Here is a 13,238-nt window from a genome sequence, read left to right as displayed (position 1 = left end):
GTCATGAAGAAATAGATCGTCAGCGCAACAGAAGCGAAGAAGATCCCGAGGATGAAGGGACGGTGGCGAAGGCACCAGCCGACCGCATTGTCGTAACCGCGCAGCGTCCGCTCGAAACCGGCATCGAAGACGCGGATGATGAGTGGCGGACGGCTGTGGTTGTTGGAAAGGCGCGACCCGAGCATCGGCGTCACCGTCAGCGACACGATCGCCGAAGCGATGATGGCGATCGCCACCACCATGCCGAATTCGTTGAACACGCGGCCGACCACACCGCCCATCAAGAGGATCGGGATGAAGACCGCGATCAGCGACACCGACATGGAGATGATGGTGTAGCTGACTTCGCCCGCACCCTTGATGGCCGCCTCCCGGACCGGCATGCCTTCCTCGACATGGCGCAGGATGTTTTCCAGCATGACGATCGCGTCGTCCACAACCAGGCCCACCGCGAGCGTCAAACCCAGCAGCGAGATATTGTCGATACTGTAGCCCAGCACATACATCATGCCGAAGGTCGAGATCAGCGATAGCGGAACGGCAAGGCCCGGAATGATCGTAGCCGTTGCATGGCCGGTGAAGAGGTAAATGACGAGAACGACGAGGCCGATCGTCAGAAGCAGCGTGAACTTCACGTCGGCGATGGCATCGCGGATCGGCTTTGCGGCATCGTTCATGATGACAGTGTTGACCGAGGGCGGGATTTCGGCGTGAAGCTGCGGCAGCTTGGCGTTGATTGCATCCACGACATCGACCGTATTGGCATCCGGCTGGCGCTGGATGGCAAGGATGATGCCGCGCTGGCCGTCATACCAGCTGCCCGTATATTGGTTCTCGACGCTGTCCTGGACATCGGCAATATCGCCGAGATGGACCGGCGCGCCGTTCGGATTGGCGATGACGAGCGAACGGAACTGCTCGGCGTTGGTGCGCTGCGTATTCGCCGTGATGGTCATGGCCTGCGTATTGTTCTGCAACGTGCCGACCGGCTGTTGGCTGTTGGCGGCGGCAAGCGCCTTGTTGACCGTGTCGATGCCGATGCCGCGGGTCAGCAGCTTGTTGGGATCGACCTCGACGCGCACGGCATAGGTCTGCGCACCGAAGACGCTGACCTGGGCGACGCCCGGAAGCGTCGACAGCGACGGCGAAATGATGTCTTCGGCGATCTCGTCGAGCTTGCTGCGCGGCATGGTGTTGCTCTGCACCGAAAGCAGCATGATCGGCGCATCGGCCGGGTTGGTCTTCCGGTAGCTCGGCGGTGTCGTCATGTTGTCGGGCAGCTGCCGCGTCGCATGCGAAATGGCCGCCTGCACGTCGGCGGCGGCCGCATCAATATCGCGGTTCAGGTCGAATTGCAGCACGATGCTGGTGCTGCCGAGCGAGCTCGACGCGCTGATTTCGCTGATGCCGGGGATCGTCTCGAACTGCTTGATCAGCGGTGTCGAGACCGAAGTCGCCATCGTCTGCGGTGAGGCGCCGCTCAGCTGCGCGGAAACGTTGATGGTCGGGAAGTCGACCTGCGGCAGAGCCGCAACCGGCACGAGCCGGTAGCCCGCGAGGCCCGCCAGAATGACGCCGATCGCAAGCAGCGTCGTTGCGACCGGGCGCTGAATACAGAAATTCGGGATCATTGCTCAGCCCCCACCGCGATCGTCTCGGCCTGTTGCTGCTGTTGCTGAGGCACGTCAGCGGACGCGACGTTGAGCGTCTTGTCGTCGAATTGTTCGTTGACCGCCTGCTGGTCGCTGAGCTGACCCTGGCCTTCGACGACCACATGGTCGCCCTCCGAAAGGCCTGACGCGATGGCGGTGAAGCCGCCGTTGGCCCGGGCGACGGTAACAGGCGTCAGATGCGATTTTCCGTCCTTGGCCACGAAGGCAAAGAAACCGTCGGGGCCGGGGCTGACGGCAACCGTCGGCACGACCACCTGCTGCTCGTCATTGTTGAAATGCACGACGATATTGACCGACTGGCCAGGCCACAGAGCGCCGGAGGCGTTTTCGAACTTCGCCTTGGCGAGGATCGTGCCAGATGCTGTGTCGACCGTGTTGTCGTAAAAGCTGACCGCGCCCTTGCGCACTTGCCCCTTGGTGGAATCGGGCGCCGTGCTGACCTCGACCGGACCGGAGGCCAGCGCCTTCTTCAGGACCCGCAGGTAGCGCTCCTGCAGGTGGAACTTCACATAGATCGGATCGTATTTGGCGATGGTGACGATGGCCGCACCGGCATTGACGAAGGCGCCCTTGCTGAGAGCGATATCGCCGAGCCTGCCATCGAAGGGCGCACGTATATCAGTATGCTCGAGGATGACCTGGTCCGAAGCAAGCGTGGCCTTGTCGGCTTCGACGGTTGCAGCCGCGGTATCGCGGGCAGCCCGGGCCTGATCGAGGCTCTGCTGGGTGCCGGCTTTCTGGTTGAAGAGATCCTGCGCCCGGGTCAGCGCCGTCTCGGATTCTGCGAGCGTCGCCGTATCGCGCACGATCATCGCATTGTCCTTGTTGACGGCGGCCTTGGCCGTCCGGTCGTCCAGCTTGGCGATCAAGTCGCCTTCCTTGACCGTCGCACCGTCTTCGGCCTCGATGCTGACGACGAGGCCCTGTTCCTGTGCGGCGATGGTCGTATTATCCTCGGCATCGGCCCAACCGGTCGCCGTAACATCCATGGGCAGAGCGGCCTTCACGGCCGCCACGGTCTTGATCATGGTGGGACCACCGTTCGCGCCGCGCCTGCGCCCGCCACCCTGTTGTTGACCACCCTGCTGCCCGCCGCCGCTCTGGGCCTGATCGGCCTGCGCTTGCTGATGGCCGTTGTTTTGGCCGCCCTCAGGCTTGTTGATGAACTGTGACAGATAGGGGATATCAGAAGCATAGGGGATCTTGTCCCCGAACTGCCAGAAGCCAACCGCGGCCACAGTTACAATACTGACGGTGATCCAAAATTTCTTCATGAGCGAAACCGGTTTTGTTGGGCAGATTGCGTGATTTTCTGCGGTGATTGAGCCGCCTATATTGCGGCGCAAAAAAGACATAATCACCCCGGCGATGATCACTAACCGGTTATAATGGCTTAAATTTTCGTAATGAACATCCTGTAATATTCAAACTATTCTAATATATAATCGGGTAGGCAGCGTCCTCCGCCTTGGTGACTGCCAGCGCAGGCTGTATTGGCGAAACACTATTTGATCCGAGTTGCAGGTCTTGTGCGCGGGATAGACCCTGGAAAACGCAGAGGCAGACGGTCATGGCCGAGTTGAATGCCGGTGAATTTCGCTCACTCATCACCAACATCTTTCCGGAGCTGACGGCCTCCGTTTTCCGGCTCGCGACGAAGGGCTGGGATTCGATAGCCATCGATGTGGATGACAGGCTGATCTTCAAGTTCCCGCGTGATCTGGCCGCGGAGAGGGCACTGGTAAAAGAGGCGGCCCTTCTCGGCATCATCAGGCAGTCGCTGTCGATGGCGGTTCCCGATATGCGCATCCATGACGGCCCGCCGATCTTCTCCAGCCATGCCAAGATCCGGGGCGAACATCTCATCGCCGGCGATTACGAGCGTCTGCCGGAAGCGGCCCGCCAGCGCCTCGGCGACGATCTCGCCCGCTTCTATGCCGAACTGCATGCTCTCGATGCCGACCGCCTGCGGGCGCTCGGCGCCGGACCGATCCTGCCTTGGCAATCACCTGACGCGGTGCGGGAAAAGGCGCTGCCGCTGCTGTCATCAGAACTGGTAAGTTATGCAGAGAGGATCATCTGGGATTTCATTGCTTTACCGCCAGATCCTTACGGGGTCATTTACGGCTTCTTCGACGGTCATGGCTGGAATATGGCGTTCGACCATGCCGAGTGCAGGCTGAACGGCCTCTATGATTTCTCGGATTCAGGCTTCGGCCCGCTGCATCAGGAGTTCATCTATTCGAACTTCATCTCGCCCGATCTGACATCACGCATCGTTTCGGCCTACGAGACACTGACCGGCCGCCGGCTCGACCGCCGGCGCATCGCTATCCTCACCGGCTTCCACCGCCTGTCGGAACTCGCAGAATTTGCAGACGATCCGACCTATGCCGGCGAGATGATCGACAGCGTCAAAGCATGGGCCGCTGCTGGATGATGCAGTTGCTCAGACGGAGCGCGCAGCACCCCCATCGCAACGGATCAGCGAGCCGGTGATGTAGCTTGCCGGCTGGCTGCAGAGGAAGGCCGCCGTTGCGGCGAATTCCTCCACCTTGCCATACCGCCCGACCGGAATGCGCGCTTCCTTCTCCACGCGGATCTCCTCGACGCTCTTGCCGGTTCGTTTGGCGGCCGCACCGTCGAGGTCGTCGAGCCGTGCGGTGAGAATGCTGCCGGGCAGAAGCAGGTTGGTGGTGATGCCATGGCCGGCCACTTCCGATGCGAGCGTCTTGCTCCAGCCGGCAAGGGCCGGGCGCAGCGTGTTCGACAGTGCCAGATTGGCGATCGGTTCGATCACCCCTGACGAGGCGACTGTCAGGATGCGGCCCCAGCCCTGCGCCTTCATGCCGGGCAGCAGGGCGTTGGTCAGCGTGATGACGCGCGCGACCATGGAGAGAAAATAGGTTTCGAGCTTTTCCGGCGACATGTCCTCGGTCGTGCCGGGCGTCGGGCCGCCGGTATTGTTGACGAGAATATCGAGCCCGCCGAATTTCTCCTGCACGGCCGCCGTTACGCTCGCAATGAAATTGTCCTCGGAAAGGTCGGCCCAGATCCAGTCGGCCCGGCCATTTCCTTGCTCATTGATCGCCTTGCAATTGGCGTCCAGCTGCTCGCCGCTGCGCCCGCAGAGAAGAACGTTTGCCCCTTCCTGCGCCAGCGCCTTCGCAATGCCGAGCCCGAGGCCGCGCGAGGAAGCCAGTACGAGTGCGCGTTTGCCCTTGATGCCGAGATCCATGATTTCCTCCATTTCCTGTGCCCTTTCTATAGGGCGCAAGTCCCGTGAAAGAAAAGCGCGAAGAGCGCTTTCACGGTACTCCAATAATTGACGTTAACGTAAGCGTCATATAATCTTCTGTGCGGAGGAACATCATTGTGCGAATTGGAGGATTGGCTGTCGCTTCCCGGCTCGACAATGTTTTCCGGTTTTGACAAGAGAGTACCTCAGGAATGGGGATGAACGGCCTTGAGAGAGCCGAGCGGAGACGGATGGATGACCGAAATGACTGAGCTGCCGGAACGCGAGAGCATGGAATTCGACGTGGTGATCGTCGGCGCCGGTCCGGCCGGCCTTTCAGCCGCCATTCGCCTGAAACAGGTCAATCCGGAATTGTCGGTCGTGGTATTGGAGAAGGGTTCCGAAGTCGGCGCCCATATCCTCTCCGGCGCCGTCGTCGACCCCATCGGTATCGATCGCCTGCTTCCCGGCTGGCGCGCGGAGGCTGACCACCCCTTCAAGACCGAGGTCAATGCCGATCACTTCCTGCTGCTCGGCCCCGCCGGCTCCATCCGCCTGCCGAACATCATGATGCCGCCGCTGATGAGCAATCACGGCAATTATATCGTCTCGCTCGGAAATGTCTGTCGCTGGCTGGCGACCAAGGCCGAAGAACTCGGCGTCGAGATCTATCCAGGCTTTGCCGCGACCGAAGTGCTCTACAATGACGAGGGCTCCGTCATCGGTGTCGCTACCGGCGACATGGGTATCGAGAAGAACGGCGAGCCTGGCCCGAATTATGCGCGCGGCATGGCGCTCATGGGCAAATATGTGCTTGTTGGAGAGGGCGTGCGCGGCTCGCTTGCCAAGCAGCTGATCGCCAGGTTCGAGCTCCAGAGCGGTCGCGAACCCCAGAAGTTCGGCATCGGCCTCAAGGAGCTCTGGGAGGTCAAGCCCGAGAACCACCGCCGCGGCCTCGTGCAGCATTCCTTCGGCTGGCCGCTCGGCATGTCGACCGGCGGCGGCTCCTTCCTCTACCACCTGGAAGACAATCTCGTCGCCGTCGGCTTCGTCATCCACCTGAACTACAAGAACCCCTATCTCTATCCCTTCGAGGAATTCCAGCGCTTCAAGACGCATCCGGCAATCCGCGGCACTTTCGAGGGCGGCAAGCGCCTCTCCTATGGCGCGCGTGCCATCACCGAAGGCGGCTATCAGTCGGTGCCGAAGCTCTCCTTCCCCGGTGGCGCGCTGATTGGCTGTTCGGCGGGCTTCGTCAACGTGCCGCGCATCAAGGGCAGCCACAATGCCGTGCTCTCGGGCATGATGGCCGCCGACCGCATCGCCGAGGCGATTGCTGCCGGCCGCGCCAATGACGAGGTAGCCGAGATCGAAACCGACTGGCGCAAGAGCGATATCGGCAAGGACCTGAAGCGGGTCAGGAACGTCAAGCCGCTCTGGTCGAAGTTTGGCACGGCCCTGGGTGTCGCCCTTGGCGGTCTCGATATGTGGACCAACCAGCTTTTCGGCTTCTCCTTCTTCGGTACGCTTGGTCATGGCAAGACGGACGCAGCCTCGCTGGAGCCGGCTTCACAGCACAAGAAGATCGACTATCCGAAGCCCGACGGTGTGCTCACCTTCGACCGCCTGTCCTCCGTCTTCCTGTCGAACACCAACCATGAGGAGGACCAGCCGGTCCATCTGCAGGTGAAGGACATGGCCCTGCAGAAATCGTCCGAGTTCGGCATCTATGCCGGCCCGTCGACCCGCTACTGTCCGGCCGGCGTCTATGAATGGGTGGAAAAGGACGGCGAAGAGACCTTCGTCATCAACGCCCAGAACTGCGTCCACTGCAAGACCTGCGACATCAAGGACCCCAACCAGAATATCAACTGGGTGCCGCCGCAGGGCGGCGAGGGGCCGGTCTATCCGAATATGTGATGCCGGTCGGTTGTTAGGCGCCGTAAATCCGGCGCCGAAATAACCTCGGAAAAATCTTGCCGCAGATCAATATCTTGGGCCGGCGAGTAGTATTGAAATCTGCGCCGAGCAATGCGCCGCCTATACCTGATAACGCATTCGTTATCTCTTTCTGCCGCGCCCGTTTATCATTTCATTAACCATAATCTCCTTAGCTTGCGACATCTTCTTGACGCGTTAAGGACACATTCATGACGATCTCGCGCCGGGGCTTTCTGATCGCTCTGCCCCTTTTTGTCGCCGGTTGCTCTTCGACCACTCTGAACAGCCAGACGAATTACGCCGCACTTCCGGATGAGAAATTCCCGCTGAGGCCGGTGCCGATCGATCAGATCAAGCCGGAGTTGCGCCGCACCGAAGTTGCCTATGAAAGCAGCTATGCGCCGGGCACTGTCATCGTCGATACGCCGGCGCGGCGCGCTTACTATATCCTCGGTGACGGCAGGGCGATGCGTTATGGCGTCGGTGTCGGTCGCGAGGGTCTGGCCTTTGCGGGCAATGCCTATGTCGGCCGCAAGGCGGAATGGCCGAGCTGGACGCCGACCGAGAACATGCAGCGTCGCGAGGAGCGTTATCGCAAGCTCGCCGGCGGCATGCCGGGCGGCCCGAACAATCCGCTCGGTGCGCGCGCCATGTATCTCTATCGCGGCGGAGGCGACACGCATTTTCGCATCCACGGCACCAACCAGCCGCAATCGATCGGCCTTGCCATGTCGAGCGGCTGCATCCGCATGATGAACCACGATGTGATCGACCTCTACAGCCGCGTCGAAGTCGGCGCCAAGGTCGTCGTCATCCAGGCGACAGCCTGAACCCCCAGGCCCGAACGATAGGCATGCAAAAGCCGCCGCAGCGGATCGCTGTCGGCGGCTTTTGTTTTTGGCGAATGTTTAGCGGCGCTTGGCGGCGATGCCGGTCGAAAGCGCCACGCCGATGCCGGTGATCACGGCCGCACTGATTTCTGCAAGGCCCATCTGCTCGCCGAGCAGGAAGCCACCGCCGAGCGTGGCAAGCACCGGTGTCAGCGCCGTAAAGGCGGCAGCCTGCGTTCCGCCGAGTGTGCGCACTGCCGTGCCATAGGCCACCATGGCGACAAGGCCGGAAAGAATGCCCTGGCTCAGCACCTGCAGGCCGATTTCCGGAAGAGGGGCCTGCGGCAGCGAGATGCCGAAGACCAGCGCAAGGGCGGCCATGATCAGGAAGGACCAGATGGCGATCAGCGCGCTGGCCTGGATGGCGGTCAGGCCTGAGCGGCGGAAGGCATGCGTATAGCTTGCCCAGAGAACGGCACCTGATGGTAGCAGCACGAAGCTCGTCCAGGGCAGGGAAGCATCGGCAAGGCTGCGGACGAGCAGGATCATCACACCGGCGACGATCGCCAGAAGCCCGGCAATCCGCGTGGCATCCGGCCGTTCGCGAAACAGCAGAATGCCGATCAAGGCGGTGGCAAGCGGCATGGAGCCGCCGAGCAGGATGCCCGACGAGGCGGCCGGTGTGGAGTGAATGGCAAGCGTCGTCACCAGGAAGAAGATCGCACCGCAGCCGGCGACCATGATCGTCAGCAGATGAAGCGGAAGGCCCTTTGGCAACAACCCGGTGCGCAGCCAGACGGGCGAGAGAACGAGTGCCGGAATGCCGAAGCGGATGAGGCCGATATCGATCGAACCGAGCGGCGTTGCAGCGCTGTGGCGGGTCGCGAGAAACCATGTCGACCAGATCAGCACGGTCACGGTGCCGGCCGCATAACCCAAGCCTTGCGAAGGCGATTTCTCGTTTGAAAATGCGATCGTGCTCATCGTCCTGTCCTTTCCTCCATCCGGATGTCATCCGGTTGACAAGAAGATTAGCGCCAGAGGCCAGGGCATGTCCTTGCTATCTGTGGCTCAAAAAACGTGTTATGCGCAATGATCTGCCAATTCATGCTGATGGGTTTCGCAAATATGCCAAATCTCGATAAATTCGATATTGCCATCCTGAAATGCCTGCAGGAGGATGCGCGCGCCACCAATGTCGAGATCGCCGAGAAGGTGAACCTCTCGCCATCACCCTGCCTGCGCCGTATCCGTAATCTCGAAAAGCTCGGCGTCATCCGCCGCTACACAGCCGATATTGATCGCAAGGAGGTCGGGCTCGGCCTCACCGTCTTCGTCGAATTCAAGGTTGCCCGTCACAGCAAGGAGAATTCCGAGGCCCAGCAGGCGGCACTGCTTGCCATTCCCGAAATCGTCTCCTGTTTCCTGATCTCGGGCACGGCCGATTTCCTGGCGGAAGTCGTGGTCGAAGACCTCTCGGCCTATGAGCGGCTGTTGACGGAAACGCTGCTGACCCTGCCGAATGTCACCGATATCCGCTCGAATTTCGCCATCCGCAGCATCAAGACGCATGGACCGCTGAAGCTGCCCGAGCGCAACTGACGCACCTCTCAACAAGGCATCCCAATAAGGTGATTATTTTTGTAAACTTTACTTGAAAAATTCACTTCACTTCTGTAGCGGGTGTCTCATCCGGTGTGAGGGCCGGTGATCATTTCAGTATGAGGACATTTGCCGTGAGCGTTTTTGATATTCCGCTGTCGCGCCGCCAGTTCGGCCTGTTGCTCTCTGCTGGTGCGGTTGCTGCCGTACCGAGCCTTGCCTTTGCCGATGATGACAAGCGCACGATCAAACACGAGCTCGGCACCACCGAAATCTCCGGCAAGCCGCAGCGTGTCGTCGCCCTCGAATTCTCCTTCGTGCAGGCGCTGAATGCAGTCGATGTCGTGCCGGTTGGCATTACCGACGACAACCAGCCGAAGCGTATCGAACAGCTTCTCGGCAAGAAGATCGACTACAGTTCGGTCGGTACGCGGCTGGAGCCCAATCTCGAGCTCGTTGCAGCGCTGACGCCCGATCTCATCATTGCCGATGAACTCCGCCATTCGGCGATCTACGAACAATTGAGTGCCATTGCGCCGACCATCGTGCTGAACAGCTGGGAAGGCAGCTACGAGACGATCAAATCTTCGCTCGTGACCATTGCCGATGCCCTGGGCGAAAAGGCGAAGGGTGAACAGGCGCTCGCCGCCCATGAAGCCGTCATCGCCGGACTGATCGCAAAGATCCCGGCCGGCGAAAAGCGCCGCTTCCTGCTCGCCGTCGCCAATCCGGATTCCATGAGCCTGCATAGCTCCTCCTCCTTCACCGGTTCCGTCTTCAAGGCCATGGGCCTGACGCCGGCGATCGATTCCAGCGATGCCGTGGAAAGCGGGGCAGGGATCGAGCGTCTTGTCGCCATCAATCCGGACGTATTTTTGGTTGCGACCGATACCGGCGCCACCGTGTTCGACCAGTGGAAGAGCAACACCGCCTTCAACAACATTGCGGCGGTGAAGGCCGGTATGGTCTTTCAGGTCGACCGCAACCAGTTTTCCCGTTTTCGCGGGTTGACGACGGCAGAGATGATCGCCCGCGAAATCCTCGCCAAGGTCTATCGGGCCGGATAAGCGCCAATGACGACAAAAGGCGGCGCAGCCACGCGGCATGAAACCGGCAGCCCCGTGCTGCTGGCGATCTGCCTGTTGCTGGCGCTCGCCGCAGTTATTCTGGCCGGCATTTCCTTCGGCGTCTCCGGATTGCCGGTCGCCCGCGCACTTCATCTGCTCTTTGCACCCGACGGCTCGCCGGATGGCGCGCTGGTCTGGGATGTGCGCCTGCCGCGGGCAATGCTTGCCATGCTGGTCGGCGCAAATCTCGCCATTGCCGGGGTACTGATTCAGACGCTGACCCGCAATTCACTCGCTTCGCCGCAGACCTTCGGCATCAATGCCGGGGCCTCACTGGTCATCGTCATCTCTCTTATCGCCATGCCGGACTTGGGCGCCGGCGGCACGGTCTGGCCGGCCTTCATCGGCGCGGCTGCCGTAGGTCTCGCCATGTGGGCACTGTCGGTATCGGGCGCCATGAACGAGATGAAGCTGGCCCTTGCAGGCATCTCCATCCAGCTCGTGCTTGCCGCTCTCGTGCAGGCGATTCTCATTGCCAACAATGCCGGTCAGGATATCGTCTATTGGCTCGCCGGCTCCATCAACGGCGCGCAATGGAGCAAGGTCTGGATCATACTGCCCTTCACGCTTCTCGGCGGGGGGATCGCCCTGATCGCCGGTCGTCATTTCGGGGTGCTGGCGCTCGATGAGACAACCGGTGTTTCGCTTGGCCAGAATGCCCGGCGTGTCGGCGGCCTTGCTGCAATGCTGATCGTCATTCTCGCCGGCTCCGCCGTTGCCGTCAGCGGCCCGATCGGCTTCATCGGTCTGCTGGTGCCCCATATCGTGCGGCGTCTCGCCGGCAACGACCAGCTGACAGTGATTGTGCTGAGCGCCATCACCGGTCCCTTGCTGCTGACTGCCGCCGATCTTTTGGGCCGTGTCGCCGCGTTTCCGGCCGAAACCCCTGTCGGCATCGTGACGGCCCTGATCGGCGCACCGGCTTTCGTCACCATCCTCTGGTGGCAGAGGGCATAATGACGAGTGCGGCCTTGCCATCGAAGAGCCTGCGTGCGGCAAGCGTCTGCCTTGCCGTCGCTGTTCTCATCCTCATCATTGCCGTGCTCGGCATGACGATCGGCGCCGTGACCCTGTCGGTCGGCCAAGTGCTGGACGGTGTTGCCGGCGGCAAGAGCGCCTTCATCGTCATGCAGTACCGCGCCCCGCGCGTCATCGTTTCCATCCTCGCCGGCGCCTCGCTCGGCATTGCCGGCACCTTCCTCCAAGGTGCGTTGCGCAATCCGTTGGCCTCGCCCGATGTGGTCGGCATCACCAAATGGGCCGGCCTCGGTGCCTTCCTCGCCGGCCTCTTCACCCCGCCGGCCTGGGCCGTCTGGGCCATTCCATCAGGTGTTATCGCTGGTGCGGTTACCGGCGCCTTGGTGCTGCTCGCGATCGGCCGCACATTCGGCGGCGGCATAGCGGCGTTGGCGCTTGTCGGCGTCGCACTCGGCATGCTGGCCCAGGCGTTGATGCAATATGTCATGGTGCTCGTCCCGACACGCGCCGACCAGTCGATGGTCTGGCTTGCCGGCAGTGTCTATGGCTCGACGATGACCGATGTGGTCGCTCTCTCGCTCTGGCTCCTCGCCTGTCTGCCTTTCGTGCTGATCGCCACCATCCGGCTTGATGCCGGCGGTTTCGGCGACGATACGTTGACGAGCCTGGGTATCTCGCCCGGTCTCCTGCGCGGCGGCCTCATCGTCGTCTCGGTGCTGCTCTGCGCCGGCAGCGTCGCCGCCGTCGGCTCCATGGGCTTCCTCGGCCTGCTGTCACCGCATGCCGCGCGCCTGCTCGTCGGCTCGCGCGCCCGCCACATGGTGCCAGTAAGCGCCCTGATCGGCGCCCTGACGCTTTCCACTGCCGATCTGATTGGCCGGCTGGTTGCCCTGCCGAACGAGATCCCGGCCGGCATCGTCGCTGCCCTGATCGGCGGTCCCTATGTCATTTTCCTGCTGATCAAGGAGGCAGGCCGCCCATGACTGATGCAGGTATGATTGATGCCGCCCATTCGCGCCTGTCGGCCGAGGATCTGACGCTCGGTTATGCCGCGATCAAGGTCCTCGACCATGTCGATATCGCGATTCCCGATGGCAAGATCACCGCCCTGATCGGCGCCAATGGCTCCGGCAAATCGACACTCTTGCGGGCGCTTGGCCGCATCATCCAGCCGCTTGGCGGCACCGTGACGCTGGACGGCAAAGCGATCGCCGCCATGCCCGGCAAGACGATTGCGCAGACACTGGCGCTGCTGCCGCAAAGCCCTGTTTCACCCGATGGTCTCACCGTGCGCCAGCTCTGCCGCTTCGGCCGCCACCCGCACAAAGGCATGCTGTCGCGCACGACGCGCCATGACGAGCAGATCGTCGAGGCATCGCTTGCCGCAACCGGCCTGACCGATCTCGCCGAGCGCCCGCTTGACCGCCTCTCGGGTGGCCAGCGCCAGCGCGCCTGGATCGCCATGGCGCTGGCGCAGGAAACGCCGATCCTGCTGCTCGACGAGCCGACGACCTATCTCGACATCGCCCATCAGCTGGAAGTTCTGGAACTGTTGAAGGAACTGAACGAGAAGAGTGGACGCACCATCGTCATGGTCGTCCACGATCTCAATCACGCCGCCCAATATGCCGACCACATCATCGCCGTCGCCGATGGCGGCATTCACGCGTCAGGCAGCCCCGCCGATCTTCTGAAGCCTGAGCTCATTCGCACCGTCTTCGGCATCGACGCCGTCGTGATATCCCATCCCGTTGATGGCACACCGCTCTGCCTGCCCTTCGTCGAACGTTAGAGCCATCCCAGCAAAAACGTGCAACGGGTCTGCGTCGAACCGATGGGATGGAGCTGT

The 13,238-nt window shown here is 61.6% G+C and carries 12 protein-coding genes; 8 read left to right on the top strand and 4 right to left on the bottom strand.

Translation table 11 applies throughout. The features are described from left to right. On the bottom strand, positions 1 to 1,631 hold a 1,631-nt coding region (locus AC1DM5_RS19410; protein WP_477822657.1), incomplete at its 3' end, for an efflux RND transporter permease subunit. Beyond that, positions 1,628 to 2,947 (bottom strand): efflux RND transporter periplasmic adaptor subunit, encoded by a 1,320-nt coding sequence (locus AC1DM5_RS19405; RefSeq protein ID WP_477822658.1) that lies wholly within the window; start codon positions 2,945 to 2,947, stop codon positions 1,628 to 1,630. The genes AC1DM5_RS19410 and AC1DM5_RS19405, both read right to left, overlap by 4 nt. Before the next feature lie 296 nt (positions 2,948 to 3,243). Between AC1DM5_RS19405 and AC1DM5_RS19400 the strand changes: the two genes are divergently transcribed. After that, positions 3,244 to 4,113 carry a phosphotransferase family protein gene (locus AC1DM5_RS19400; RefSeq protein ID WP_477822659.1) on the top strand — a complete coding sequence of 290 codons (870 nt, stop codon included), beginning with the start codon at positions 3,244 to 3,246 and terminating at the stop codon, positions 4,111 to 4,113. Between the two features lie 9 nt (positions 4,114 to 4,122). Here AC1DM5_RS19400 and AC1DM5_RS19395 read toward each other — a convergent pair whose 3' ends face one another. Continuing rightward, on the bottom strand, positions 4,123 to 4,911 hold the full coding sequence (locus AC1DM5_RS19395) for an SDR family oxidoreductase (RefSeq protein WP_007825239.1): 789 nt from the start codon (positions 4,909 to 4,911) through the stop codon (positions 4,123 to 4,125). A gap of 255 nt (positions 4,912 to 5,166) precedes the next feature. Between AC1DM5_RS19395 and AC1DM5_RS19390 the strand changes: the two genes are divergently transcribed. Together AC1DM5_RS19390 and AC1DM5_RS19385 are read left to right on the top strand one after the other, a co-directional pair. After that, on the top strand, positions 5,167 to 6,831 hold the full coding sequence (locus tag AC1DM5_RS19390) for an electron transfer flavoprotein-ubiquinone oxidoreductase (RefSeq protein ID WP_477975433.1): 1,665 nt from the start codon (positions 5,167 to 5,169) through the stop codon (positions 6,829 to 6,831). Positions 6,832 to 7,061: 230 nt separating this feature from the next. Next, positions 7,062 to 7,682, top strand: coding sequence for a L,D-transpeptidase (locus AC1DM5_RS19385; protein WP_477822661.1), 621 nt, complete (start codon positions 7,062 to 7,064; stop codon positions 7,680 to 7,682). Between the two features lie 78 nt (positions 7,683 to 7,760). Here the strand turns inward: AC1DM5_RS19385 and AC1DM5_RS19380 are convergent, their stop codons facing one another. Continuing rightward, on the bottom strand, positions 7,761 to 8,666 hold the full coding sequence (locus tag AC1DM5_RS19380) for a DMT family transporter (RefSeq protein WP_477975431.1): 906 nt from the start codon (positions 8,664 to 8,666) through the stop codon (positions 7,761 to 7,763). Between the two features lie 144 nt (positions 8,667 to 8,810). On the opposite strand from AC1DM5_RS19380, the gene AC1DM5_RS19375 reads away from it, so the two are divergent. From AC1DM5_RS19375 to AC1DM5_RS19355, 5 genes are all read left to right on the top strand, one after another. Next, positions 8,811 to 9,284: an Lrp/AsnC family transcriptional regulator gene (locus AC1DM5_RS19375; protein WP_037071926.1), complete on the top strand. Its 474-nt coding sequence runs from the start codon at positions 8,811 to 8,813 to the stop codon at positions 9,282 to 9,284. 134 nt (positions 9,285 to 9,418) lie between these two features. Further along, positions 9,419 to 10,351 (top strand): ABC transporter substrate-binding protein, encoded by a 933-nt coding sequence (locus AC1DM5_RS19370; protein WP_477822663.1) that lies wholly within the window; start codon positions 9,419 to 9,421, stop codon positions 10,349 to 10,351. A gap of 6 nt (positions 10,352 to 10,357) precedes the next feature. Next, positions 10,358 to 11,368, top strand: a complete 1,011-nt coding sequence (locus AC1DM5_RS19365; RefSeq protein WP_477975429.1) for a FecCD family ABC transporter permease — start codon at positions 10,358 to 10,360, stop codon at positions 11,366 to 11,368. Beyond that, positions 11,368 to 12,372 carry a FecCD family ABC transporter permease gene (locus AC1DM5_RS19360; RefSeq protein ID WP_477822665.1) on the top strand — a complete coding sequence of 335 codons (1,005 nt, stop codon included), beginning with the start codon at positions 11,368 to 11,370 and terminating at the stop codon, positions 12,370 to 12,372. The genes AC1DM5_RS19365 and AC1DM5_RS19360 overlap by 1 nt, the downstream gene beginning before the upstream one ends. Further along, positions 12,369 to 13,181 (top strand): ABC transporter ATP-binding protein, encoded by an 813-nt coding sequence (locus tag AC1DM5_RS19355; protein ID WP_477822666.1) that lies wholly within the window; start codon positions 12,369 to 12,371, stop codon positions 13,179 to 13,181. The genes AC1DM5_RS19360 and AC1DM5_RS19355 overlap by 4 nt, the downstream gene beginning before the upstream one ends. Positions 13,182 to 13,238 lie beyond the last annotated feature (57 nt).

Source organism: Rhizobium sp. 01T437, from assembly GCF_056398505.1.
The sequence above is the reverse complement of the archived record's forward strand: the minus strand, read 5'-3'. Positions and strand labels throughout refer to the sequence as shown.

Coding starts and splice junctions, on each gene's coding strand:
- AC1DM5_RS19405 (WP_477822658.1), bottom strand. CDS start 2,947: ATGAAGAAATTTTGGATCACCGTCAGTATTGTAACTGTGGCCGCGGTT.
- AC1DM5_RS19400 (WP_477822659.1), top strand. CDS start 3,244: ATGGCCGAGTTGAATGCCGGTGAATTTCGCTCACTCATCACCAACATC.
- AC1DM5_RS19395 (WP_007825239.1), bottom strand. CDS start 4,911: ATGGATCTCGGCATCAAGGGCAAACGCGCACTCGTACTGGCTTCCTCG.
- AC1DM5_RS19390 (WP_477975433.1), top strand. CDS start 5,167: ATGACCGAAATGACTGAGCTGCCGGAACGCGAGAGCATGGAATTCGAC.
- AC1DM5_RS19385 (WP_477822661.1), top strand. CDS start 7,062: ATGACGATCTCGCGCCGGGGCTTTCTGATCGCTCTGCCCCTTTTTGTC.
- AC1DM5_RS19380 (WP_477975431.1), bottom strand. CDS start 8,666: ATGAGCACGATCGCATTTTCAAACGAGAAATCGCCTTCGCAAGGCTTG.
- AC1DM5_RS19375 (WP_037071926.1), top strand. CDS start 8,811: ATGCCAAATCTCGATAAATTCGATATTGCCATCCTGAAATGCCTGCAG.
- AC1DM5_RS19365 (WP_477975429.1), top strand. CDS start 10,358: ATGACGACAAAAGGCGGCGCAGCCACGCGGCATGAAACCGGCAGCCCC.
- AC1DM5_RS19360 (WP_477822665.1), top strand. CDS start 11,368: ATGACGAGTGCGGCCTTGCCATCGAAGAGCCTGCGTGCGGCAAGCGTC.
- AC1DM5_RS19355 (WP_477822666.1), top strand. CDS start 12,369: ATGACTGATGCAGGTATGATTGATGCCGCCCATTCGCGCCTGTCGGCC.